Origin of the sequence: Fervidibacillus halotolerans (genome assembly GCF_026547205.1) — a bacterium.
Lineage (GTDB): Bacteria > Bacillota > Bacilli > Bacillales > Caldibacillaceae > Fervidibacillus > Fervidibacillus halotolerans.
Genome location: NZ_CP106877.1, coordinates 342,545 through 366,341, shown reverse-complemented (window position 1 = coordinate 366,341; position 23,797 = coordinate 342,545). Strand labels below are relative to the sequence as shown.

At 36.6% G+C, this 23,797-nt stretch carries 24 protein-coding genes and 1 riboswitch; of the genes, 15 read left to right on the top strand and 9 right to left on the bottom strand.

Going from position 1 to position 23,797, the window contains the following annotated elements:
* Nucleotides 1-118: 118 nt before the first annotated feature.
* The 6 genes from OE105_RS01645 to OE105_RS01620 all read right to left on the bottom strand — a co-directional run bounded on the left by OE105_RS01645 (nucleotide 119) and on the right by OE105_RS01620 (nucleotide 4,846).
* The gene (locus tag OE105_RS01645; protein ID WP_420842558.1) at nucleotides 119-883 is read right to left on the bottom strand and encodes a DUF2087 domain-containing protein; all 765 of its coding nucleotides are present in this window, start codon (nucleotides 881-883) and stop codon (nucleotides 119-121) included.
* Nucleotides 884-1,427: 544 nt separating this feature from the next.
* On the bottom strand, nucleotides 1,428-2,201 hold the full coding sequence (gene istB, locus OE105_RS01640; protein WP_275421006.1) for an IS21-like element helper ATPase IstB: 774 nt from the start codon (nucleotides 2,199-2,201) through the stop codon (nucleotides 1,428-1,430).
* Entirely contained in the window at nucleotides 2,194-3,489 is a 1,296-nt protein-coding gene (istA, locus tag OE105_RS01635; protein WP_338030919.1) for an IS21 family transposase, read from the bottom strand. Before istA ends, istB begins: the two co-directional genes overlap by 8 nt.
* A 236-nt stretch (nucleotides 3,490-3,725) precedes the next feature.
* On the bottom strand, nucleotides 3,726-4,076 hold the full coding sequence (locus OE105_RS01630; RefSeq protein WP_275421005.1) for a hypothetical protein: 351 nt from the start codon (nucleotides 4,074-4,076) through the stop codon (nucleotides 3,726-3,728).
* 14 nt (nucleotides 4,077-4,090) lie between these two features.
* Nucleotides 4,091-4,468, bottom strand: a complete 378-nt coding sequence (locus OE105_RS01625) for an SHOCT-like domain-containing protein (protein ID WP_275421004.1) — start codon at nucleotides 4,466-4,468, stop codon at nucleotides 4,091-4,093.
* 12 nt (nucleotides 4,469-4,480) lie between these two features.
* Nucleotides 4,481-4,846, bottom strand: coding sequence for a DUF2089 domain-containing protein (locus OE105_RS01620; protein ID WP_275421003.1), 366 nt, complete (start codon nucleotides 4,844-4,846; stop codon nucleotides 4,481-4,483).
* A gap of 587 nt (nucleotides 4,847-5,433) precedes the next feature.
* Between OE105_RS01620 and OE105_RS01615 the strand changes: the two genes are divergently transcribed.
* From OE105_RS01615 to OE105_RS01565, 11 genes are all read left to right on the top strand, one after another.
* The gene (locus OE105_RS01615) at nucleotides 5,434-5,595 is read left to right on the top strand and encodes a hypothetical protein (protein WP_275421002.1); all 162 of its coding nucleotides are present in this window, start codon (nucleotides 5,434-5,436) and stop codon (nucleotides 5,593-5,595) included.
* A 357-nt stretch (nucleotides 5,596-5,952) separates the two neighbouring features.
* Complete coding sequence (locus OE105_RS01610; protein WP_275419523.1) at nucleotides 5,953-7,155, top strand: transposase; 1,203 nt, start codon at nucleotides 5,953-5,955, stop codon at nucleotides 7,153-7,155.
* Between the two features lie 317 nt (nucleotides 7,156-7,472).
* Entirely contained in the window at nucleotides 7,473-7,979 is a 507-nt protein-coding gene (locus tag OE105_RS01605) for a DoxX family protein (protein WP_275421001.1), read from the top strand.
* 695 nt (nucleotides 7,980-8,674) lie between these two features.
* The gene (locus OE105_RS01600) at nucleotides 8,675-9,931 is read left to right on the top strand and encodes a GNAT family N-acetyltransferase (RefSeq protein ID WP_275421000.1); all 1,257 of its coding nucleotides are present in this window, start codon (nucleotides 8,675-8,677) and stop codon (nucleotides 9,929-9,931) included.
* Nucleotides 9,932-9,999: 68 nt separating this feature from the next.
* Nucleotides 10,000-10,611 carry a TetR/AcrR family transcriptional regulator gene (locus tag OE105_RS01595; protein WP_275420999.1) on the top strand — a complete coding sequence of 204 codons (612 nt, stop codon included), beginning with the start codon at nucleotides 10,000-10,002 and terminating at the stop codon, nucleotides 10,609-10,611.
* 33 nt (nucleotides 10,612-10,644) lie between these two features.
* The gene (locus tag OE105_RS01590; RefSeq protein ID WP_275420998.1) at nucleotides 10,645-11,529 is read left to right on the top strand and encodes a GNAT family N-acetyltransferase; all 885 of its coding nucleotides are present in this window, start codon (nucleotides 10,645-10,647) and stop codon (nucleotides 11,527-11,529) included.
* 612 nt (nucleotides 11,530-12,141) lie between these two features.
* Nucleotides 12,142-12,251: riboswitch (TPP riboswitch) on the top strand.
* Nucleotides 12,252-12,350: 99 nt separating this feature from the next.
* Nucleotides 12,351-13,340: an ABC transporter substrate-binding protein gene (locus tag OE105_RS01585; RefSeq protein ID WP_275420997.1), complete on the top strand. Its 990-nt coding sequence runs from the start codon at nucleotides 12,351-12,353 to the stop codon at nucleotides 13,338-13,340.
* A gap of 16 nt (nucleotides 13,341-13,356) precedes the next feature.
* Nucleotides 13,357-13,647, top strand: coding sequence for a thiamine-binding protein (locus OE105_RS01580; protein ID WP_275420996.1), 291 nt, complete (start codon nucleotides 13,357-13,359; stop codon nucleotides 13,645-13,647).
* Nucleotides 13,644-14,423, top strand: coding sequence for an ABC transporter permease (locus OE105_RS01575; protein WP_275420995.1), 780 nt, complete (start codon nucleotides 13,644-13,646; stop codon nucleotides 14,421-14,423). Before OE105_RS01580 ends, OE105_RS01575 begins: the two co-directional genes overlap by 4 nt.
* Entirely contained in the window at nucleotides 14,410-15,144 is a 735-nt protein-coding gene (locus tag OE105_RS01570) for an ABC transporter ATP-binding protein (RefSeq protein WP_275420994.1), read from the top strand. Before OE105_RS01575 ends, OE105_RS01570 begins: the two co-directional genes overlap by 14 nt.
* Nucleotides 15,145-15,271: 127 nt before the next feature.
* Nucleotides 15,272-16,048, top strand: coding sequence for a TatD family hydrolase (locus OE105_RS01565; RefSeq protein WP_275420993.1), 777 nt, complete (start codon nucleotides 15,272-15,274; stop codon nucleotides 16,046-16,048).
* A 176-nt stretch (nucleotides 16,049-16,224) separates the two neighbouring features.
* Here the strand turns inward: OE105_RS01565 and OE105_RS01560 are convergent, their stop codons facing one another.
* Together OE105_RS01560 and OE105_RS01555 are read right to left on the bottom strand one after the other, a co-directional pair.
* The gene (locus tag OE105_RS01560; RefSeq protein ID WP_275420992.1) at nucleotides 16,225-16,896 is read right to left on the bottom strand and encodes a DUF1129 family protein; all 672 of its coding nucleotides are present in this window, start codon (nucleotides 16,894-16,896) and stop codon (nucleotides 16,225-16,227) included.
* Entirely contained in the window at nucleotides 16,874-17,227 is a 354-nt protein-coding gene (locus OE105_RS01555; protein ID WP_275420991.1) for a PadR family transcriptional regulator, read from the bottom strand. Before OE105_RS01555 ends, OE105_RS01560 begins: the two co-directional genes overlap by 23 nt.
* A 397-nt stretch (nucleotides 17,228-17,624) precedes the next feature.
* Between OE105_RS01555 and OE105_RS01550 the strand changes: the two genes are divergently transcribed.
* Nucleotides 17,625-18,311 carry a response regulator transcription factor gene (locus tag OE105_RS01550; RefSeq protein WP_275420990.1) on the top strand — a complete coding sequence of 229 codons (687 nt, stop codon included), beginning with the start codon at nucleotides 17,625-17,627 and terminating at the stop codon, nucleotides 18,309-18,311.
* 2 nt (nucleotides 18,312-18,313) lie between these two features.
* Nucleotides 18,314-19,315 carry a HAMP domain-containing sensor histidine kinase gene (locus OE105_RS01545; protein ID WP_275420989.1) on the top strand — a complete coding sequence of 334 codons (1,002 nt, stop codon included), beginning with the start codon at nucleotides 18,314-18,316 and terminating at the stop codon, nucleotides 19,313-19,315.
* A gap of 238 nt (nucleotides 19,316-19,553) precedes the next feature.
* Here the strand turns inward: OE105_RS01545 and OE105_RS01540 are convergent, their stop codons facing one another.
* Entirely contained in the window at nucleotides 19,554-20,159 is a 606-nt protein-coding gene (locus tag OE105_RS01540; RefSeq protein WP_275420988.1) for a 50S ribosomal protein L25, read from the bottom strand.
* A 268-nt stretch (nucleotides 20,160-20,427) separates the two neighbouring features.
* Between OE105_RS01540 and OE105_RS01535 the strand changes: the two genes are divergently transcribed.
* Together OE105_RS01535 and OE105_RS01530 are read left to right on the top strand one after the other, a co-directional pair.
* Nucleotides 20,428-21,111 carry an ABC transporter ATP-binding protein gene (locus OE105_RS01535; protein ID WP_275420987.1) on the top strand — a complete coding sequence of 228 codons (684 nt, stop codon included), beginning with the start codon at nucleotides 20,428-20,430 and terminating at the stop codon, nucleotides 21,109-21,111.
* Complete coding sequence (locus OE105_RS01530; protein ID WP_275420986.1) at nucleotides 21,108-23,705, top strand: ABC transporter permease; 2,598 nt, start codon at nucleotides 21,108-21,110, stop codon at nucleotides 23,703-23,705. The genes OE105_RS01535 and OE105_RS01530 overlap by 4 nt, the downstream gene beginning before the upstream one ends.
* The last annotated feature ends 92 nt before the right edge of the window (nucleotides 23,706-23,797 follow it).

Sequence of the window (23,797 nt, the reverse complement as noted above, 5' to 3'; positions counted from 1 at the left end):
TAAACGTTACATAGACGACATTGATTCATCGTATAAACCGAAAAAGAAGAACGATTTTTTCTTTCTAACAAATGCTAGCTTTAAAAATTAAAAAATCATATATTATTCTAGCCCTATTTTATTTTTTCACCCAATATTGTGAGCCATCTTTACTTCGCTCCATAAACCCATATTCGATAAAATATCTTCGAATCGTTGCGAAATCATCGTACATTTCTTTAATTTTTTCATTGACTTCCCGCTCCGAATACATTTTATTGGAGTCGAATCGTTTAATCATATGTTGGAGTACGATGAGTTTCCTCTTTTCTTTCGATGGAAATGTAAAAAGTCTACCATCTAATCCATCTTTGAAATAAGTCGATAAAATTTTTTCCCTTTCTTGATTTGTTGTTGCGTAACGTTCATCCACCATTTTTGCCCCCTTATGGAAAACAACGAAGTCTTCTGGATTATTTTTCTTTCTTTTCTTAAGTAATGTCATAATTGCCAATAACACCTTCGCCTGTCTTTCCTTTTCCCGTAATTTAAAACGATGATTGCGAATCGTTGATGTACTTTTCGCATTCATTTTTTTCGCAATTTCTTGATCGGAAAGCCCCTCGTAAAAATAGGTCAACAATTCCTTTTGGAGTTCTGAAAGACCAGAGTTCCTTTTATCTAACTTAATGAGATAGTCGAATACGGATTCATGGACATCATCGATATGTTTTCGAATCGCTCGTTTCGCTTCCAAAAGCACATCTCCAACAGGATAAATGACACCATCTTGAAAGGTTTCATGACAAATCAAACAAACGTATGTTTCTTTTTCCTTTTGATAGACAAAACCATTGGACAAATCCTCAGGAGAGGCTTCAAGAAACCAATCTTTTTCATTCATAACAAACACCTTTTCAATTTGTTTTATTATATGTAAACATAATAATATATTGTTTATATTTTTTCAATACAACTTCACAAAAATTCATTTTATTCCCACTGTATCGTTCCATGAATCAAACTAAATGTTCCCATCAATGACAAAATAGGAAAATCATATAGATATGAGGAAAAGCTAGTGTTGGGTTGAGGGGCTTTTGAAAGGTCAAAAAATCAAGGTTCCTTTACGAACAGAACGGCAAGTACTGTCATTCTAATAAAAGATTTTAGAATGATTATGTTGTAAAATATATAATAATACTTCTCCCAACTGGAATCATTCGATTTTCAGTCAAAGGAGAAGTATACAGACATACGAGAAATGATTATTGGATGAAGATATATAAATGTCAATATAAGAATGTACAATTTTGACTGTTTAAGAATGTACAATTTTAGCTTTTGCCATTTTGACTCCCTGTCATTTGTTTGATAGGGAATCAAAATGGTTCATAGTACCATAACTAAATCATGAAAGTATGTTTATAATTTGATCTGATTACCTTTTAGACATTATCGGCAAGTGGCTGATTCTCTTTTTTGTTAAAATGATCCTTTAAGCGATACGAATCACCTGTGATATTCACAACCGTTGCGTGATGGAGAATACGATCTAAAACGGCATTGGCTAATTTAAGATCCTGGAATATTTCACCCCAATCTTTAAAATTGACATTTGTTGTGAATATCGTGCTTTTTTTCTCATACCTCATATCAATTAATTGGAAAAATAATTTGGCATCATCTGCGTCGATAGGTAAGTAACCGATTTCGTCAATAATCAATAACCGGTATTTCGCATAATGCTTCAGTCTTGCTTCCAGACGATTTTCTAGTTTCGCCTTCTTCAAATTCATAATCAAGTTATTACATTTGATAAAATAGGTACTTATCCTTTTCTTAGCTGCCGCTATCCCAATGGAAGTGGCTAAATGAGTTTTTCCCACACCACTTGGGCCTAAGAAAACTATATTTTCATTTCGTTCGATGAAACGAAGTGTCGCAAAATCAAGGATCTGTTGTTTATTGATTGATGGTTGGAAATCAAAATCAAAGTCTTTAAGCTCTTTCAGATGAGGGAATGCCCCTACCTTAACCATGTAATTGATCATATTAATTTCTTTCATTTCAATTTCATAATCAGTCAGCTTTAGTAAAGCTTCCGTAAAAGATAAGTTATTTTTATTCATAAAATCAATCGTTTCGTCTAGGTGTAGAATCATTTGTTTTAACTTTAAATACTCCAAATTGTTGATTAATCTTGTATAGCTATTATTCATTTTTATATACCTCGTATATGGCTTCTAAATTTTTCCTTGCCAATTCATCAATATCGATTTCCGATTTGAAAGGCAAGTGTCTCGCTAAAGTATCTCGATAATGTTCTTCCTTGTAGTTAATTTTAATCGGACTAACGGGATGATGAGCGAGTAATTCCGTGTTATAATAAATGAAAATATGGTTATCATATACTTGTAAGTTAACAGTTTTACCTATATAACCTGCGGGAACCGAATACTGGTTGGATTTATAGGTAACCATATTTGCAGAATTAACCTTTACATGGTTATTTTTCACTTTATATTGGTCTCTTATTCTTTTACTTGGTAGTGGGGATAAGAGATCTTTTTCTTTTTGGAATGCTAAAGCAGGGATGATTCCTGTTCCTTGATGAACGGAATGATTAATTCGCTCGTTAAGTCTCTTTACAAATTCATGGAGCTCTTCGTATGTAAATTGCCCCTGATAAGCGTGAATTTCGTCTAACAACTTCATAGGTGCCTCTACCTTGGCTTTCGTTTGCGGTCTTCCTGCGATACAAGGTTTGACTTCAAATCCCATATCTTTGGAAAACTGGTAAAAACGTTCATTCACTTTTCCAGGTTGAGTTTCTGTTCTTGGTACGTCCATTATGGTTTTCATGTTATCGGTTAATATGGTCTTAGGAACACCCCCAAAAGCCTCAAAACTCTCCGTAAGGAGGGATAATAAAATACTCTGTGATTTGGATAAAGACAAGTGATAAATTCGTGCTCTTGAGCTAGAAAGTAATAACGTGAAAATGTTTATATAAATATATTCCCCGTCTTTTGTGAGATATCGAATATTTTCTTTCCAATCTAACTGGGCTTGTTCGCCTGGCGGCGTTTCATATCGAATCACTTCATTTCTATTTCTCCTCTTTCTATTTGAATCAAAATAGCTTTGGAACTCCGGTTTTTTTGAAATATATGCTCTAAAGGCTGATTGCGAACAATCAAGACCATGATTATCTTTTAGATACTGCCAGAGAACTCTTTTGTAGTAAAATATTTGCGAGGATTCCTCGGACAAAAGTGATTTTATGACATCATAATAATCATCCATTTTTGACTTTCGATTCCTTGTTTTCTTAGGTATATGCCCATTTAGATACCTATCAATTGTCCTGCGATCCACTCCCATCTCTCTCGCTAATTGACTCTTATTAATCTTCATTTTCGAACTCTCCGATAATAGTTTTAATTTTGGTAAGTCAGTAAGGTCTTTAATTTCTATATCAAAATTCATATCTATCTGGATGTACATAATATTCACCTCAGGAATATTATGGAATTAATCATCCATTTTGTACATCCTTAAACAATCATTTATGTACATTCTTAGGCTATCATTTATAAAGATATTCGAATTCATTGCCAAAGATTTCTATCGTGAACTCGAAGAAATTAAATAGAAAACTGGTATTTCATCTATTTTTAGTAAGAACTGGAAAATATTGATCGTTAACGACAAATTACGCCCTAAACAGTTGACAACATCCATTACAACTTAATTGAAACAAATGTATCCTTTGATTGAACTGAAATTAATTCCAATCCCCGATATCGTCTTAATTCCTTCAACAGAAGCTTTAATATTTTTTTCATTTCGGGAGCAAAACAGACTTCACTACTTGGACGTTCCTTTTTATCAACTTTTTTATTGTTTTCATGTTCTCCATCCGTTTCGATTCGATTCCCTTCCATTGTTTCTTTTTCTTCTTCCCTTTGGAGATTGGCCAGTCGTTTCCTAATATGCTCAGAAGATAGGAAGATGATTGCGATTTTTAATAACCCATAGGGGATTGGAATGAAAATTTTTTGTTTCGCTGTTTTCACTTTAATTTTTAGCACGGTGACATCGCCCCTTATTCAATTGAAATCTTAACGATATCTCCATCATCAGATTTAACATCAATAATATCTCCAACTATATCGTTATCGATTGCTTCTAAGAGTATATTGACGTCAACATTTTTCAAATATTTTTCCGATTCTGGGATATTTGCCCCCATTTTTGTTAACAACTTGATAATTTTAATAGGTAAATTGATACTCACTTGATCTCCATCTTCCGAATGAACTCGAATTTTCAATAGTTTCCCTTTAGTTGATGTTTCATCCATCCGGAAAGTGGTTTCTTCCTCTTCTTTTTCTTTTAATACTTCAATCAATTCGGACCCCTTTTCTGCATCAATTTTCCCTTCTTGCACCATGGTTAAAATTTTTTCAATTTCATTTTTCATCAGATTTCCCTCCTAATTATCTTTTAGCAATTTAATTGCATCATCTGCCGAAATTTCTCCACTGTCTAACATAGCGACAACGCTTTTAGCATCCGTTTCATTTTTCTTCTTCGGTTCATAACCTAATTTTTGCACGATTTCGTTCAATTTCCCACGGACGGTAGGATAGGAAATGTTCAGTTCCTTTTCCACTTCTTTAATATTGCCTCTACATGCTAAAAACACTTCCACAAATTTTAGTTGTTCACTGGATAATACAGCCAGTTTGGAAAATACGAAATCATTTTCGATGACCGTATGGCATCGGGGGCATTGAAGCTTTTTGATCCTCAATGTTTCGTTACAAACCGGGCATAATGTGATTGTTTCGAAGGCCAAAATAGTCATCTCCTTCTCTTTTTTTATAATCTTACAACAGGAAATTAATTACGTCAATGTAAAAGTTAATATTTTTTATATATTTTTTTATTTTTTTAATCAAATTCAATATATTTTTTAAATTTATTAATCCAATGTATTAAAATCATGTTTCTCCTTCCTTCAAAAATTGAATCTTATTCCGACAATCCTCAATTTATGATGTCAAAAAAATCATGGAGTTATCCAGGAGGTTTAAAGCAACGCCGCCATACTTAAAACAGAGGCTATATTCCGGGAAGATGCAGAAAGGGGTTGGCGAAAGGTCGTTCCCTCTCCAAAATCGGTCAGTATTTTAGAATACAAAATCATCAATACCCTTGTTGAAGTTGGATAAATCGTTATCGCTGCCGGCGGAGAGGGGATACCTGTCTATTTTAAAGATGGAGAAATGATCGGCGTAGAAGAAGTCATGAATAAAGACTTTGCTTCCCAAAAATTAGCTGAACTCGTCAAATTTTAACAGAAGTGGAAATTGTGTTTGTTCATGTTAACCAATGGAATAAACAGGTTTTAAAAAATATAACTGTGGAAGAAGCAAAAAATATATGGAAGAAGGACAGTTTGCACAGGGATGCATATTACCGAAAGTACAAGCAGCCATTTTCTTGTCCAATCGAAAAAAAGGAAGAAAAGGGATGATGACCTCATTAGAACAAGGACTGGTGGTGTTAAAAGGAAAGGCGGGAACAGGCATCACAAACGAATAATAAAATTTACGGGACTGTCCGATCAATTCCAAAGTTGATGAAAGGGAAGATGACGGCGACTCCAACGGGAACAGGACGAGCAGAAGAACCCTCGAACGATGCGAGTCGAAAAGGCTTGGCCGTGCCCACGGAAGTGCCGTCACTGAAATGAAATCAACCGCATTTTATGAAAGGGGCTGTACTTTTTAACAGCCCCCTTTCCATATTTAAGGATTTTTTAGCTATTTGGATTGAGCATTTTGCAGATTTTTTAACCCAAGAGTTACAAGGTTTTTAACGAAATAAAAAAGGACTTCACCCCTTATTTATAGAATTTTGAAGTGACCCAAAAACAAAATTCATAAGGAGGAAGTCACTTTGTATATTCTACAAGAAAGTCTATTTTCCTTTGAAGAATTGCAAATTTTAGAGTCAAAAGAGAAATTACCGATCTTTTTTAGTGCTCTAGATTTGCGTCCTTATGCTAAACAATTGAAAAGTTCTTCACCCCAAGGGGCTGAAGGCTATTGTAGAGAGGGGATATTAAGGGCTCTTATCGCCGCCCCATTAGAAAAAATTGATACCTTCACTGAACTTCACAATCGTTTAAAAAATGATGTGCGCTTTCGATACCAATGTGGATTAGATATTAGTCGTCCTGCACCGTCTATTTCTACGCTAAGTCGGGTGTTTTCAGATCTAACTCGAAAAGGTCTGGCAAAACAGATTTTTCATGATCTCGTCTCAATTGCTCAAGATGAAGGAATAATCGATGGAAGCCATCAAGCCATTGATAGTGCTGCCATCGATGCTTATGAAAAGAAACGACCTAAGAAAAGATGTGAGCATACAGGCAATGCAAATTGGGGTGCTAAGTTTGATTCATTTGGCAATAAAATTACTTGGTTTGGTTATAAGATGCACCTTTCAGTTGATACCAAAAGCGAATTGCCGATGGCAATTGAAGTAACCCCCGCTCATATGAATGACGGAGATGTTGCCCCACAATTAATTGAGCAAGTCAACCAATGTGTAAAAACGAAAATCGAATATTTGATTATGGATGCAGGCTATGACCAACTGAAAAATTACGAATCCGCCAAGAACATTGGGGCACAAGCAATTATCCCATTGAATTTGCGTAATGAAAAAGAACCTCCAGCAGGAATCGCTTCAAATGGAACCCCACGTTGTTCTATGGGATATCATATGACTTATTGGGGATCCGAAAAGAATCAACTTAAGTTTAGGTGTCCCCATGCTACTGGAAAAGTTGATTGCCCTTTGGGCATGACTGCATGTTCTTCTTCCAACTATGGGATGGTTGTAAAAGTAAACACTCTTAAAGATTTACGAAGATATTCGATTCCTCATCGTGATACAAAGCGTTGGAAAGAACTATATAATGAACGAACGAGTGTAGAACGCTGTAATTCAAGAATGAAAAGTTATTTAACCGCAAATTCTTTACACATAAGAGGAATTGAAAAAGTAAAAACCCATATCTATTTAAATGCAATTGTGTTAATAGCTTCAGCACTAGCAATGAACAAGCAAAGTAGAAAGCAAATTGCTATTTAAAAATAATAAAAATTCATAAATTCTGTAAGTATGCTCAAATTTGTGGATTGATCCCTTTCTAAACTTTATCAAAATTATTGTAATAAAACATCTGATTATAATCAGCATTTTTTAAACGCTTTTTTTGTAGAAAATCAAATTTTGCAAAACACTCAAAAATAAAAAAGGGATTGATGAAAAACCCTTTTTCAACTATAGTAACAGTATAAAAGTTAGTGAAGTTCTTCACATTATAAATTGTCCTTTTGAATTTGAAATCATCACTTTCCTTAATATATGTGAGGAGAATCACAAAATAATATTTAGGAGGAATTCAAATGAATACAAAATGGTGGAAAACTCCAATCGTTAGCGCAATATGGGCGGTAGTTAGAATTTGGCTCGGTTATCAATGGCTTACTGCAGGATTTCATAAAATTACAGATGGATTTGATGCAAGTGGTTTTTTAACTGGTGCCATTGCGAAAGCCGGCGGAGAGCATCCAGCCGTTCAAGGTTGGTATGCGGCATTTTTAGAAAACTTTGCTCTGCCAAATGTGGACCTTTTTAATTTCTTAATTCCTTGGGGTGAAGTTTTAGTCGGAATCGGTTTAATCGTAGGAATTGCAACAATCCCTGCATTGATTGCTGGAGCTTTCATGAACTTGAATTTCTTGTTGGCTGGCACCGTGAGTACGAATCCGATTTTGTATACGGTAGCGATTATCTTGCTCTTTGTCGGTTCTGCCAGTTATTATTGGGGAGGCGACCGATTCCTTATTCCGATGGTAAAAAATTATTTCGCAAATCGTTCTTCTAAATCGAATAATAGACAGGCAGCCTAAAGAAGCGTTCACTTAGGAATTGAAGAAGAACTTAAATATACAGCTTCAAGCGAGGCGGAAAAAAACCAGTCGCATACAAGATTAAGTGCTTGTACTGACTGGTTATTTTTTATCTTTTATTATTACTAACCGAAAAATTAAACTCTCCTATTGTCGTAGCAAAATTTAAGAAGTCTAGAATGATGCTCGGAAAAAGAAATTCTTTTCATACCAACACCGTTTGCGTCACTATTTTCGTTTCTCGTTTCTGTCATTATTGAAGATACTTTTTTTGGCTCTGTAAAATTTTAATGCTGATAATTCTATAATATTAAAGAGGCTGGGGGCGTACCCACGGAAAGCGTCCGCCTTTCGCGAAAGTGTATAACCACAATAACAATCTTTTCGAAAAACCTTGTATTTTCAATCAACGAATGGGTGCCCCAGCTACCTTTGGGACACCCTCCTTTGGTTGAATAAGTCCCAACTACTGTCGAATATTACCTTATAATATTTATTATATTATATCTTCTGAGTGAAAAATTTTATTATTACCATTCCAATGATCGATTATTTTCACAACTATAGAAGAGAACATCCTTGTATTAACCATTTTTCGATTTATTCCCTTAAAAAATGTCTGTTGACAAATGATCAAATAATTTATATAAATAAATAAACTGGTCAGTCGGTTTTTTTGGGAAAGGAAGATTATTTTGTTAGAAATTAAAAAAATTCCAGAAGAAGACTTAGAAGCTTTTGCTCATATTGTCAGTAGAGCTTATCCAGCCATTCCATTATTAGAAAACGGTGCTGTAGAAAAGTTTACAAAAGCACTCAGAACAATTCAATTGGAGCGGGAAGATACCAACTTTTATGGTGCCTATGAAAATGGCTTGTTGAAAGGTGGTATGCGATTGTATGACTTCATCATGAATTTCCGAGGGAAAAAGATAAAAGTTGGTGGCGTTGGGATGGTCGCTGTTGATTTGTTATACAAAAAGGAAAAAATAGCGAAAAACCTCATTCAATTCTTCTTAGAGTGGTGCCGTGACGAAGAAAAGTTATTTGCTTTGCTGTATCCATTTCGCCCAGATTTCTATAAACAAATGGGCTTTGGATTTGGGACTCGAATGGAACAATTTAAGCTAACACCTAAGGCCTTTCCTAATCGCGGAAGTAAAAAACACGTTCGGTATTTGACAAAAGATGACGGTAAAGCCATTAAAGATTGCTATGAAACATTTACGAAGACCCGTCACGGTATGATTGAAAAAACACCCTTTGAATATAAGAGGTATTTTATGCGATCTGATCTCGTTCTCATAGGCGTTGAAGTGGATGGGAAGCTTGAAGGGTATGCCACCTTTACGTTTAAAAAAGCACATGAGAACAACACGAACCTGAATGATATTCACATTGATGAATTCATCTATCGGACTCCACAAGCACTAAATGAGATGTTTACTTTTTTCCATTCGCAACATGATCAAATTCGTCGCATTGTTTTTAATACTCAAGATGAGTCATTCTATCAGGTGTTTAATGATCCACGTTCAGATACAGACAACATGATCCCCCATGTTTATCATGAAACGAGTATTTCAGCTGTTGGATTAATGTATCGAGCGGTTAATCCTAAAATTCTATTTAATAAAGTTGGCGACCTTCGTTTTGGTGAGCTGTCCTCAACGGTTAAGTTCGAGATTGAAGATACCTTTGACGCGAATGCTCAAACAAGTTTTACTGTTCAATTTGAACAAGGTCAACCCAAAATAGTCAATTCAAATCAGACGGCAGATGTCACATTAAAAATGACGATGGCAGATTTTTCATCGATGATTATGGGGACGGTAACATTAGAAAAGCTGTATGAATTTGGATGCATCAGCTTGTCAAACTTAGATGCCCTTGTTGAACTAAGCAATGGTTTCAGAACAAACCATAAACCAATATGTAACACTGGATTTTAAAATTATCGTTAAATGTCGAAATTTAATTTGGAAATGGCCGGAAATTAAAAGGAAAGGGGTGAGTTTAATTGGCACCTAAAGTCTCTGAGGAGTACAAAGAGAAAAAACGTCAAGATTTACTAAAAAGCGCTATGGCATGCTTCGCAGAAAAAGGTTATCAAACAGCGACAATTGATGATATTGTGACACACTCAGGTATGAGTAAAGGAGCCTTCTACAATTATTTTAGTAGCAAAGAAGAAATCTACCTCACGTTACTCAAGCAGTCGGTATATTTGAGTTTTCAGAAATTAAGGGAAGCGATTCAATCCAAAGAGACGGCTAAGGAAAAGTTAAAACACGTGTTCGATATATATAGTAACCTTGATTTTACAAAAAAGAGCATCCAAAATCATCGCGTCCAAATTGAATTTTGGATTATTGCTTCTCGCAACGATAATCTGATTGACCATATGAAAACGCATGCGAAGGTCTTCCATGATTTCTTAATCGAGATTATTGAAGAGGGCCAAAAAAAGAGTGAGTTTTCCAAAGATATCAAGAGTGCCGATGTGTCGGAAATCTTTTGGGCGATTACGGATGGCTTATTCCTCCATATGCTTGTTGAAAAAGACGAATTCCCAATGAAACGGCTTTACCAGACGGCGGGTAAAATGATTCTTAAATACTTAGAAAAATAACATATAAAAAATAATGAGAAATGAGGAAATCCAATGATTGAGATTAGACCTTTAAGTACATTTACGTTTGGTGAGGCACTTGAGATCTGGAATAAGAGTTTTGAAGGTTATGTCTATGATCAAACGATGGGGCTTGACCAATTCATTTTTCGTTTTGGAAATGAAGATCTTCTGCCAAGTCTATCAATTGTTGCCATGGTCGATGGAGAACCCGCAGGTTTGGTTTTAAATGGACTGCGGACCATTAACGGAAAAAAAGTCGCGTGGAATGGGGGCACCGGTGTCTATACCAAGTTTAGACGCCACGGTGTCGGTAAGGCAATGATTCAGGCAAGTATTGAGATTTATAAAGAACAAAATGTTGATTTGGCAATCCTAGAAGCAGCAAAATCGAATGAACCAGCTATTAGGCTGTACAAACAATACGGGTACGAGTTAATTGAAGAGTTGACTTTTTTAAAACACGAAGGGGCTTTAGCTAATGGGGCATTCTCACAATTTAAAGTCGGACGTTATGGTTCTCGTAGAGGGATTGCGATAGATGTGCAGCATCTTGATATCGGTACTTCAGATGTGCCTTGGCAGACGCAATGGCAAGGCCTTAGAAAAGATGGTGAACTTCTTGTCGTGACTGAGAATGGAGATGATATTGCCTATTTCCTATTCAAACGGGTATACACACCTGATGGAAAGCTCAATACGATTATTCTTTTCCACACCGTCATTATCGAAGGACGTGAAGATGCCTCTGATATTGCCCAATATGCGTTGAATCAAATTTGGGGACCGAGTTCCCTTGAAGTGACGAGAATGACCTTTAACTATCCAAAAAAAAATCGTGCCGTCGTCGAAGCAATGGAAAACGAAGGATTCAAACCTTTCACAGAACAAGTATTAATGGTTAAACCGATGAAATAACGATTAATTAGCTTAACCCACGATTGTATAATCGTGGGTTTTCTTGTTTTTATTTCGGTCAAACTGTGGATTTAATCAGTCCGATAGTTATCCACATTTTTACTATTCTGAACAACCTTTCAAGAAGAGGAGTCCTCCCTTTTTATTATCCAGACATTTTTCGATGGAATCTTTAATCGCTTTCGTACGTCAAAGACACGTGTGCCTAGGAAAACAAATGGTGGCTTCCCGTCTTCTAAAAGGACTGATCACATTGCTACGACGTAATCACCTGCAATCTCTTCCTCAAAGGAATCGGCAGAGGAATTCTCTATTCTCCTTTCAATTTCTCGAATCCCTCCTAGTTATTTCTTAATTACTTCTATTTCTGGACTGAAAAATCTTGACTCCCTTTCATGTAATCTATTCTTTCTACGCATAAATAACACCAACTCAATACTCTATAAATGAATTAAATCGTAAAAACCAGTGTCGGTGTAATTTATTCCGTCTAAGTTTAAAAAATAAATCATCCAATCGAAACCATTTACAAAGAAACCAAACTGGATGAGCATCGGAAAAATAAACCACATTTGTAAACATATGAATTCATCGTTCCAATATGATATAATAATGTACATGTAGGGGAACCAGTGTTGCTGGTTGAGATAGTATCCGTAAGATACTGACTCTTTGAACCTGATCTGGTTAATACCAGCGTAGGGAACATACACTTGAAACATAAGTCGTATTGTGCCCTAGGCTGTTTTATGCCTAGGGTGTTTTTATACGTGTATCCCTATAGTAATCCCCTATAAATATTTTTGAAAAGAGGGATTGAAATGAAAAAGTGGTTGTTTTCACTCATTATTTTTCTTTTGTTGCTCGGTGGTTGCGGAAATGACAAAGGCAATGGTACGAATCAAGAAAACGAATTGAAAGATCTCACGGTCGTGCTCGATTGGACCCCGAATACGAACCATACAGGATTATACGTTGCCAAGGACCAAGGTTATTTTGAAGAAGAAGGATTAAATGTGGAAATCATCATGCCTGGGGAAGCGGGTGCAGACCAATTAGTCGCAAGTGGAAAGGCGGATTTTGGCGTAAGTTATCAAGAAGCGATTACCGAAGCCCGTATTCAAGGTGTACCGATCGTATCCATCGCCGCCATCATTCAACATAATACGAGCGGTTTTGCATCACTAAAAGAAAAAAACATTACCTCACCAAAGGACTTTGAAGGAAAAACGTATGGCGGATGGGGTGCTCCGCTCGAAAAAGCCGTACTTGATTCCCTTATGAAGCAAGAAAATGCGGATGTGGAAAAGGTGGAAATTGTCAATATCGGCGATACGGATTTTTTCACTGCCATGCATCAAGGGATTGATTTTGCTTGGATTTATTACGGATGGACCGGTGTGGAAGCTGAATTACGAAATGAAGAAATCAATATCGTATATTTAACCGACTATAGTGAAAAACTCGATTATTACACCCCAGTGTTAGCTACAAATGAAGAAATGATTGAAAACGATCCAGAAACGGTGAAAAAATTTTTAAAAGCCGTTACGAAAGGCTATGAATTTGCGATCGAAAAACCAGACGAAGCGGCGGATATTTTAATTGAGGCAGTACCGGATCTTGACCCGGATTTAGTAAAAGCAAGTCAAAAGTGGCTTGCGTCAAAATATCAAGATGATGCACCACGTTGGGGAGAACAAAAATTAGAAGTTTGGGAAAACTATGCCTCTTGGATGTTTGAAAACGGATTGTTAGATGAAATGCTCGATGCGGAAAACGCATTTACAAACGAATTTCTACCTGAATAAAAAGGAGGAACGAATTATGGCAAATGCCCTTGTAAGTATACAAATCATTCCGAAAACAAAAAACGGAGAAGACACAATTCCATTCATTGATGAAGCGATTTCCGTCATCGATGCTTCTGGGGTTAAATATGAAGTTCACCCCCTTGAAACAACGATGGAAGGTGATCTATCCACATTGCTTAACATCGTAAAAGAAATGAATGATCGAATGATCGAGCGAGGATGTCCGAGCGTCCTTTCCCAAGTGAAAATTTTTTATAAACCGGATGGGGCAAGTATGGATAAATTGACGGAGAAATACCGATGAAAGAAGTCTTTTACAAAGGATGGCGACCAATTTTGGTCATCATCCTTTTCCTAATCCTATGGGAAATGAGTTCCTTCGTTTTCCAAATCCCCGGTTGGATTTTGCCCGCCCCATCGGACATTTTTCGTGAGTTGGTCGTCGGCTGGTCAAACTATCGGGACGATCTTTTTTCAACGATCCAATTGATCATAATCGGTTTGACCATTGGTAGCGGAACAGGCATCATCGCCGCCATTTTGTTACATTTATATCCAAAGTTACGCCAAGCATTTTATCCAATATTAATTATTTCCCAAAATATCCCGATGATCGTCCTTGCACCTTTACTCGTGATTTGGTTCGGTTTCGGGCTGTTACCAAAAATCATCGTGATTACCCTCGTCTGTTTTTTCCCGATTACCATTTCTTTACTGGATGGTTTTCGGCAAACGGATCGGGATTTGGTCCTTTACATGCAAATGGTTGGGGCAAGTAAAGGGCAAATTTTCCGGAAATTGGAATGGCCCTACGCCTTACCTTTCCTCTTTTCCGGTTTAAAAATTTCCGCCACCTATAGTGTAATGGGAGCGGTGATTTCCGAATGGCTCGGAGCAAGTAAAGGAATCGGTGTATATATGACACTCGCTTCCTCCTCTTTCCGAACGGATCGAGTATTTGTAGCGATTATGATCATTATTGTTTTAAGTCTTTGTTTCTTTCTATTTATTTTATTTTTGGAAAAGAAATTCATTAAATGGAAGGGAAAGGAAGAAGGAACGATCCATGAAATTACTTGAAGTTAATCATCTCTCAAAGTCCTTTGGAAATCAAGAAATATTAAAAGATATATCCTTTCACGTTGAAGACGGGGAATTCGTTTCCATCCTCGGGCCTTCAGGAAGTGGAAAAAGTACCCTTTTTCGCATGATCGGTGGAATTACAAAGCCTTCTTCCGGATCGATTATTTTACGCGGGGAAAATATTATCGGTAAAAAAGGACATATCAGTTATATCCCCCAGTCAAGTTCCCTGTTTCCATGGCGAACGGTTTTACAAAATGTACTCCTTGACCAGGAATTATCTGGAAAAGTTGATAAAGAAAGAGCCGTCCAACTAATCGAGCGGGCTGGCTTAAAGGGATATGAACATGCCTATCCCCACGAACTTTCGGGAGGAATGAAACAACGGGTTTCCTTTATACGTAGTTTTATGAATCCCCAATCATTAATTTTGTTGGACGAACCCTTTTCCGCCCTCGATGAATTTACCCGATTGAGCATGCATAAGTGGTTACTATCCATCTGGTCGGAAAATAAAAAATCGATCCTTTTCGTCACCCATAATATCGAAGAAGCGTTATTTTTATCTGACCGATTGATCATCTTTTCCGAAAAACCAGCTAACATAAAAGCAGAGTTTACGCTACCATTTTCCCGACCGAGAAATACGGAACTTCTGTTGACGGAACCTTTTTTACAATGGAAAAGAAAGGTTTTTTCCCTTCTCGTAAATGAATAAACGGATTACTATTTTTCTTTATAAACATTCATATTTTTTACAAACAAAAGAAAGGAAAACATGTTGTCGTTTTTCAATCGGTTCTTCAGTTTCAATTGGACAAGTATTACATTAAGGAGTTTTTCATATGCGAAAAATAATCGATGCCCATATTCATTTTGATTTGTACAACGAACAAGAGCAAATCCAAATTATTCAACATATGAAACAAGATCAGATTGAGGGACTGATTACGGTTTCCGAACATCTCGAATCTGCACGGAAAAACCTTAAATTAGCTCAAAAGTTTCCAAACGTTTTTCCGGCATTCGGTTATCATCCAGAACAAAAATTACCGACTGACGAAGAATTAAGTCAACTATGGGAGTTTATCGATAACAATCAAGAAAAAATGATCGCCATCGGAGAAGTAGGACTTCCCTATTATCAAAGAAAAGAAAATCAATCATTGAAAATCGATGGATACGTGGAACTATTGGAACAATTTATTACCTTTGCGAAAAAATTACAAAAACCGATCATTTTACATGCCGTATATGAGGATGCACCAGTCACCTGTTCCTTACTCGAAAAACATTCCTATCAAAAAGCCCATTTCCATTGGTTTAAAGGGGATAAAAAAACCGTTGAACGGATGATTGAAAATGGATATTTTATTTCCATCACACCGGATGTTTTGTATGAACAAGAAATTCAGCAATTAGTTAAAATTTATCCCCTCGAACAAATGATGGTGGAAACGGACGGACCGTGGCCCTTTGAAGGTCCCTTTGAAAAGGAAATGACCGAACCGAAAATGATTCATCATGCGATGAAAAAAATTGCAGAAATTAAACGAATACCGGTCGATTCAATCTATGATACCATCTATTATCAAACGAAAACCTTTTACGAATTATCATAAGCTCACTTAAAATCATCGACCTAAAGAAAGTTGTTTTTTCGCTTTCTTTAGGTCTCCATCTTGCACTACTTTTTATACATTCAAATCCGTAAACTCTGCTTTTTCTTTTTGAAAATGGTTGAAAAAGCTCGGTTGACTACATTTTTTCATTATCAAATAACGTTTCAAATGAATGTTTACGCCCTTTTTTCCACAAACCGACCGATCAGCCAAATTGCTCCCCCTGCAAGTAAGGATACATACCAAGTAATCGTAAGGATCGGACCGAACTTTGGCAAGAAATAAGCGATCACAACTACCAATCCCATCGTTACAACAGACATACCGCCCACTTTCAAATTATCTTTCCATTTCTTCTCTTCTTTCTCTGTAAACAGGGAGCTTTTTATGAAATGGAAAATATACCAAACCATAAAACCGATTTCAATAGCGATAACTGAAACGATGATCGTCGTCGGAATGATATAAAAGCTTTCATTGACATCTGTAAACGGTTTTGCAATACCGATAATCGCTCCTCGAATCATGAAAAACCAGCCGATTAAATTTAATATGAGCCCGGTAATAAAAGGAACGGTACTTCGAATTTTCTCATTCGGTAATTGGCGGATAATCTCGTCGGCATACGCCTTCGGATCATCTCCAAAAATGTCCCGAGCCGTTTTTCCTTCCTTTTGTCCTTCTAGCAAATGATCCAATAATTCCATTAAAATCTCTTCCGAAGCTTGTTCAGATAGCCGAAATTGTAAACGGATGTAAAGGAGCATATCCGAATAATATCGTTCATTTTCCTCAGTTAACAATTTCCTTTTTCTATTGTTGAGTTCAATCAAGTGTTTTGAATTCATCAATTTTACCCCTCCGTTCAAACAATTTTTGTACAGGACCTACAATTTTTCCCCATTCCTCGACAATGGTACGTAATTCTTCAGTCCCCTCTTCAGTTAAAAAATAATATTTCCGGTTTGGTCCCGATTTCGATGGACGCATTTCTCCACGAATGAATCCTTTTTTTTGAAGTCGTAATAAAATCGGATAAATCGTTCCTTCACTCACATCAGACAAACCTGCCTTTTGAAGTTTTTTTGATAATTCATAACCGTAGACCGGTTCCTTTTCAATGACGGCAAGTACAACCCCATCTAAAATCCCTTTTAATATTTGACTTCTAAACGACATGGGAGCCACCTTCCAATCGGTAACTTGTTAAACAAGGTAGAATCGGAAAAGAAAAATACTCATAGTACCATGTTATACAAGTTACATAGTGTCAAGGTATCTTGTTAAACAAAATACCTTTGCCTTTATTATATACAAAGGAACGAGTGATTGCAATGATTTTTCAAAAAAATATATCATCCCCTTCTTTAACGCATTGAATACGTACAGAAGATATACATTTTTCTTTTTTTCCCGCCTACCTTTCCAACTGTAGTTTTCCATGTCTGTCTTTCGTCTGAGTATGATAGAATAGTTTTGAAAAAGGTGGAGGACGCACCCTTTTAATTGGTAAAATCCCTTTTTCATAAATTCATATCAAGTTAGTCCATTTCAAACAATGGAGGAGAATCGATCGATGAATATTTTACTCGTGGAAGACGATCAGGCGATCATCACCGGATTGGAATATTCCCTAGAGCAAGATGGGTTTTCAACAATTACCGCCCGTGACGTTCAATCGGCAAAAAAGATTATCGATGAACACATCGATGAAATTTCATTATGTTTACTTGATCTTTCTTTACCCGATGGAAATGGCTATGATTTATGCAAAATCATTAAAGAAAAAAGGGATATTCCGATCATTTTTTTAACGGCAATGGATGATGAAATCAATGTTGTTATGGGATTGGATATGGGGGCAGATGACTATATCACGAAACCATTTCGTATTCGGGAACTCCAATCGCGAATCCGATCCGTTTTACGAAGGTACAACAAACAAGCCTCACAGCCGAAAAGCAGAGTGCAAATTGGAAATATTTATATACATACTTTGGAAGGGAAAGTGTATAAAAACGAACAAGAAGTATTTTTATCCCCTTTGGAATATCGCTTACTACTTGTCTTTGCAAATCATATCGGGCAAGTTCTCACGAGGCAACAATTGTTGGAAAAAATATGGGATATTGCGGGGGAATACGTCAATGACAATACGCTTACGGTGTATATTAAAAGACTACGGGAAAAATTGGAAGATGACCCACAACATCCGAAAATTATTAAAACCGTCCGTGGATTCGGGTATAAGGCAGGAGAATAACGATGCTGAAAAATAAGGAGATACAACAATTTTTACTGATTATCGGAACATTTAGCCTGATCTCCGCAATCGTTGTCGCTTTATTTTCCCCTATATTTGCTGTCATTGTCCTTTTGATCGCTTCCATTCTCATTCTTTTTTTTCTATCGTTTACGAGATGGCGTTACCGAGAAATTGAACGATTAGCCAATTATTTGCGAAGAATTGCTGCAGGAGATATTACTTTTGATATTCGCGATAATCAAGAGGGCGAATTAAGTATTTTAAAAAATGAGATTTACAAAGTCACTCAAATGCTTTCCGAAAAAAGCATCGACTTACAACAGGAAAAAACAAAACTTACGGACGCAATATCGGATATTTCCCATCAATTGAAAACACCGCTCACGTCGATGATGATGATGACTGACCTTTTGAAGCGACCAAATCTTCCTGATAAAAAAAAGGAAGAATTTTTACACCAAATGCAAACTCAAATTAATCGGCTCGAATGGCTCGTTTCATCCCTTTTAAAATTAGCCAAAATCGACGCGGGGACAGTCCCCTTTAAAAAAGAAAAAATACCCGTTCAAACGGTTATCAATAAAGCAATTGAACCGATAGAAATTCAAATGGAAATAAAGGAACAATCGTTGTCGATCAACGGTGAGGAAGATGCTTATTTTTATGGGGATTCCAAGTGGACGATCGAGGCCATTACAAATATTGTAAAAAATTGTATAGAACATACACCGAAGGGAGGAAAAATCTCCATTTCCTTTTTGGAAAATGCCCTTTTTACACAAATTACAATTGCTGATAACGGAATCGGAATCCCGAAAGAAGATCTTCCACATATTTTCAAGCGATTTTATAAAGGGAAAAACACATCGGATGAAAGCGTCGGCATTGGATTAGCCTTAGCAAGAAGCATTATCGATAATCAAAATGGGGATATCGAAGTTGAAAGTGAAGTTGGGAAGGGAACGACTTTTAAAATCAAATTTTACAAACAAATTGTATAAATGAATCAAATTGGAAAAAGTAGATTTGTTGATGAGGAAAAAAAATTTTACCTACATATGAAATTGTGAGTTGAAGCCATCATGTTTTAGCATCAAAGTGGAGAATGATTGGAGAAAAAACCATTTACAATCTAGGGAAAAGTGCGTTAGGATAAAGGATCTTTTCCCATTCACCCATTCATCATGACAAAAAACCCTGCGGTGCATAGTACATCGCAGGGGAATATACAAAAAGAATTTAACTTGCTTCTTCGTCGGTTTCCTCCGTTTCTTCTACACCAATATCCACGATGACGCTTCTCGGTAGGACGACTGTCACAAGCAATTCATTCGGTTGTGCGATTACCTTAACTCCTTCTGGAAGTTTCAAATCTGCAACTGTTAGTTTATCTCCAACATTTAATTCACTCACATCTACTTTGATAACAGCTGGAATCTGATCTGGGAGTGCTTCTACTTCTAAGTACTCCTCCTGAATTTGCAAAACGCCGCCTGATTTTGACCCTTGTGGCGTTCCTTCAAATTCAAGCGGTACCCTCATCGTAATAGGTTCGTCCATATTTACTTGAAATAGATCGACATGAAGCCACTCTCCTGTAAAAGAATCCCGTTGTACTTCCTTTATAACAACTGGATACGTTCCTTCTCCCTCAATTTCCATATCAATGAGCTCTGCATATCCCAATTCTACTGAGCGCCGGATATCTTTTAAAGGAACGTGGATCGGGATATTACCAATTTGTTTTCCATAGGCAACTCCTGGCAACCGACCATTTTTACGCAAGCGACGTAATGAAGATCGGGTAAACTCCTTTCTTCGTTCAACTGTCATCTTTTTTCTCATAGAAATCATCCTCCTTGTCATCAACTGATTTCGTTATTGTTGTTGTGAAAAGGAGATAACTCCCATGCTTAAATGAAAAAGATACCTTCTAAAAAAAATATTATACGGAAAAGAATGGAAAATTTCAAAGATATTACTCTTTCATCTACCCTTTACAAGATGGAGACGTGAATATTGGAAATGACGAATTTGTCACCGAAATCGTCACTTAAATGTCATGCTCCAAAGATATAATCGACTTGGAATAAATGAAGGAGGAGAAAAACCGATGGAAATATTACGAATAGAAAATTTGACGAAAGTTTACGGAAAAGGAGATACGAAAGTAGTTGCTTTAGATAACGTATCTTTTACTGTGAAGAAGGGGGAATTTATCGCTATTATCGGTCCATCTGGTTCAGGAAAATCGACATTACTCCACTTACTCGGTGGCGTAGACCGACCGACGAGCGGAAAAGTATTTGTCGATCATACGGACATTTATGCACTAAATGAAACAAAACTAGCAATTTTTCGAAGAAGACAAATCGGTTTAATCTATCAATTTTACAATTTAATTCCCGTACTAACCGTTGAGGAAAATATGAAATTGCCCTTACTTTTGGACGGACATAAGGTTAATCCACAACATTTCCAAAATATCGTTCGCACCTTGCAACTGGAAAACCGGTTAAATCATTTACCGAACCAACTTTCCGGTGGGCAACAACAACGGGTATCCATCGGTCGAGCGTTAATGAACAATCCTGCGATTATGCTCGCCGATGAACCGACCGGAAATCTCGATAGTAAAAACAGTAAAGAAATTATCGATTTATTAAAAATGTTTAATAAAACGTATAATCAGACTTTGATTATTATTACCCATGACGAAAAAATCGCCTTGCAAGCGGATCGGATTCTTTCAATTCAAGATGGTCGAATTATGAGTGACGAGGTGATTCGGCCATGAACATTATCAATAAAGTTACTCTACAAACGATGAAAGGGAATAAAAGAAGAACCCTTGTTACGATCATCGGTGTTATTATATCCGTTGCAATGATTACCGCCGTATCCACCCTTGGAACATCCTTTATGGATTTAATGAAACGACAAACGATTACAGAAGAAGGAAATTGGCATGTTCTTTATAAAAACGTAAGTCAAAAACAGTTGGAGGCGATTCAAAAAGACGATAATACCGAAACCGTCCTCCTTTCACGGGATATCGGCTATGCTCGTTTAGATGGAAGTGAAAATGAAGATAAACCGTATTTGTTTGTGAAAGAATACGATAAAGAGGCATTTTCCCATTTTTCCATCGATTTGATTGAAGGACGATTGCCTGAAGCACCGAATGAAATTGTCATCTCCGAACATATCGAAAGCAATGGGGGCGTCCTTTTTGATATCGGTGAAACAGTTACAATTGGGGTAGGAGACCGGGTATATGAAGGATCAGACGAACATTATAATGGGCAATTGAATCAAAACAATCCGTATATAAATGATGAAAATGAAACGGAAACGTTAAAAAATGTAATGCCTAAGACGTACACAATCGTCGGTATTATGGAGCGACCGTCTTGGGAGCCTTTTTGGGCACCTGGATATACCGTCTTGTCCTATTTAGACAAGTCGACACTTACCGAAAATGAAAAAGTGAACGCTTCTGTCGTATTGAGAAAAGTTCGTCAATCGATTTTTTCCGATACAGAACAATTCGCGAAAAAAATTGGTGTATCTCCCGACTCCCTTTCGTATCATACGAACCTTTTACGATATTACGGTGTCATGAAAAATGACGGAATACGAACGACATTAATATCCTTGTCGTCCATTATTATGGCGATCATTATTATCGGTTCCGTTTCGTTAATTTACAACGCCTTTGCCATTTCCGTCTCCGAGCGGTCAAAGTATTTAGGTATGTTAGCCAGTATTGGAGCGACAAAAAAGCAGAAACGTAATTCCGTCTTTTTTGAAGGTTTCGTAATCGGAATGATTAGTATTCCCCTTGGCATTCTTTTCGGTTTAATTGGGATTGGGATTACATTTTATTTTATTAATTCCCTCATTCAAGGAACCCTCGGTGTAGAGGAATCATTGAAGGTTGTTGTCACACCTTGGTCGATTCTCATTTCGATTGCTCTTTCAGCTGTTACCATCGCTCTATCTTTATATATACCGGCAAGAAGGGCTTCGAAAATATCGGCCATCGATGCGATTCGACTATCCCAGGAAATCAAATTAACAAAAAAAGCTGTAAAAACATCGAAACTCGTTCGAAAAATTTTCGGCATAGAAGCGGAAATCGCCTTGAAAAATTTAAAACGGAATAAGCGTCGTTACATTGCGACTATTTTTTCCTTTGTTATTAGTATCGTATTATTTTTATCCGTCACATTTTTCATTGATCAATTAAAAAAAGGTATGAACTTTACAAACTACGGTTCAGATGCTGATATTCTTATTTCTTTTTCTGGCAATCAAACAGACGAAAAATTTGTTTCTTCCATCACTTCGTTAGATACAGTGACAGAATACAATTTCATCCAAACTTTTACAAAATATACTAGAGCCAATGTACAGCTGTTACCAGATTATTTAAAGGAATCGATTTCAAATAACGATTCATTTGAATATATTGTTCGCTTTTATGTGATGCAAGACGAAAAATTGGTGGATTTTGCAAAGGAAATTGGAATTGACTCAAATCTTCCTTTCGACGACAAACGAATGGGTGCAATCCTCATTGACCGAATGCCCTATTGGGATGATGAAGAAAGAAGATATGTAGAGAGACCGTTGATCGAAGCGAACGTTGGTGACCGATTGGACATTTATCATGATGATGTAGAATCGGGTGAAAAAATAAACCTTGGTTCGATAGAAATAATCTCCTTAACCAATAAACTGCCCCTAGGTATTCAAGCTACTGGACCGGGAAATTTAGATATTATTATTTCCAAGGAAACGATGAAAACACTACTTCACAATTTACCATTGGAAAAAACGCCATTGAATCCAAGACTATATTTAAAGAGTAGCGATCCGATCAAAACGGAGAAAAACATTGAAGAACTTGAAGAAAACGGTGTGCACTATGACCTATATAATTACTATTATTCAAAACAACATAATAATCAGTTACTCCTCATTTTCAAAGTCTTTACGTACGGGTTTATTATTCTCATTACCTTAATTTCCGTCGCCAATATTATAAACACGCTCACGACAAGCATCGCCCTAAGAAGGCGGGAATTTGCCATGTTACGTTCTATTGGGATGACACCGAAAAGTTTTAATAAAATGATTCGTTATGAAAGTATGTTTTACGGAATGAAAGCACTAGCCTATGGACTGCCGATCAGCATCGCCATTATGTTTCTAATGCACCGGACGATGATAGAAAGTTTTATGTTCCCCTTTCGCCTGCCTTGGATGAATTTGGGAATCGTCGTCGGTTCCGTCTTTTTCATCGTGACGTTAATCATGCTATATTCAAGCGGAAAAATGAAGAAAGATAACATTATTGACACGTTAAAGCAGGAAAATATTTGAGTGAAAAATTTGCAAAAGGATATTAAAAAAAGTCCATATTAAAAGAGGTGACTGCAAAATGTAGACCTAAAGAATTCGTTGAAATCAACATT

Coding starts and splice junctions, on each gene's coding strand:
- OE105_RS01560 (WP_275420992.1), bottom strand. CDS start 16,896: ATGAATTCAAAACACTTGATTGAACTCAACAATAGAAAAAGGAAATTG.
- OE105_RS01590 (WP_275420998.1), top strand. CDS start 10,645: ATGATTGAGATTAGACCTTTAAGTACATTTACGTTTGGTGAGGCACTT.
- OE105_RS01570 (WP_275420994.1), top strand. CDS start 14,410: ATGAAATTACTTGAAGTTAATCATCTCTCAAAGTCCTTTGGAAATCAA.
- OE105_RS01555 (WP_275420991.1), bottom strand. CDS start 17,227: ATGTCGTTTAGAAGTCAAATATTAAAAGGGATTTTAGATGGGGTTGTA.
- OE105_RS01575 (WP_275420995.1), top strand. CDS start 13,644: ATGAAAGAAGTCTTTTACAAAGGATGGCGACCAATTTTGGTCATCATC.
- OE105_RS01535 (WP_275420987.1), top strand. CDS start 20,428: ATGGAAATATTACGAATAGAAAATTTGACGAAAGTTTACGGAAAAGGA.
- istB (WP_275421006.1), bottom strand. CDS start 2,201: ATGAATAATAGCTATACAAGATTAATCAACAATTTGGAGTATTTAAAG.
- istA (WP_338030919.1), bottom strand. CDS start 3,489: ATGTACATCCAGATAGATATGAATTTTGATATAGAAATTAAAGACCTT.
- OE105_RS01565 (WP_275420993.1), top strand. CDS start 15,272: ATGCGAAAAATAATCGATGCCCATATTCATTTTGATTTGTACAACGAA.
- OE105_RS01605 (WP_275421001.1), top strand. CDS start 7,473: ATGAATACAAAATGGTGGAAAACTCCAATCGTTAGCGCAATATGGGCG.
- OE105_RS01585 (WP_275420997.1), top strand. CDS start 12,351: ATGAAAAAGTGGTTGTTTTCACTCATTATTTTTCTTTTGTTGCTCGGT.
- OE105_RS01550 (WP_275420990.1), top strand. CDS start 17,625: ATGAATATTTTACTCGTGGAAGACGATCAGGCGATCATCACCGGATTG.
- OE105_RS01580 (WP_275420996.1), top strand. CDS start 13,357: ATGGCAAATGCCCTTGTAAGTATACAAATCATTCCGAAAACAAAAAAC.
- OE105_RS01540 (WP_275420988.1), bottom strand. CDS start 20,159: ATGAGAAAAAAGATGACAGTTGAACGAAGAAAGGAGTTTACCCGATCT.
- OE105_RS01625 (WP_275421004.1), bottom strand. CDS start 4,468: ATGAAAAATGAAATTGAAAAAATTTTAACCATGGTGCAAGAAGGGAAA.
- OE105_RS01645 (WP_420842558.1), bottom strand. CDS start 883: ATGAATGAAAAAGATTGGTTTCTTGAAGCCTCTCCTGAGGATTTGTCC.
- OE105_RS01545 (WP_275420989.1), top strand. CDS start 18,314: ATGCTGAAAAATAAGGAGATACAACAATTTTTACTGATTATCGGAACA.
- OE105_RS01530 (WP_275420986.1), top strand. CDS start 21,108: ATGAACATTATCAATAAAGTTACTCTACAAACGATGAAAGGGAATAAA.
- OE105_RS01615 (WP_275421002.1), top strand. CDS start 5,434: ATGGAAGAAGGACAGTTTGCACAGGGATGCATATTACCGAAAGTACAA.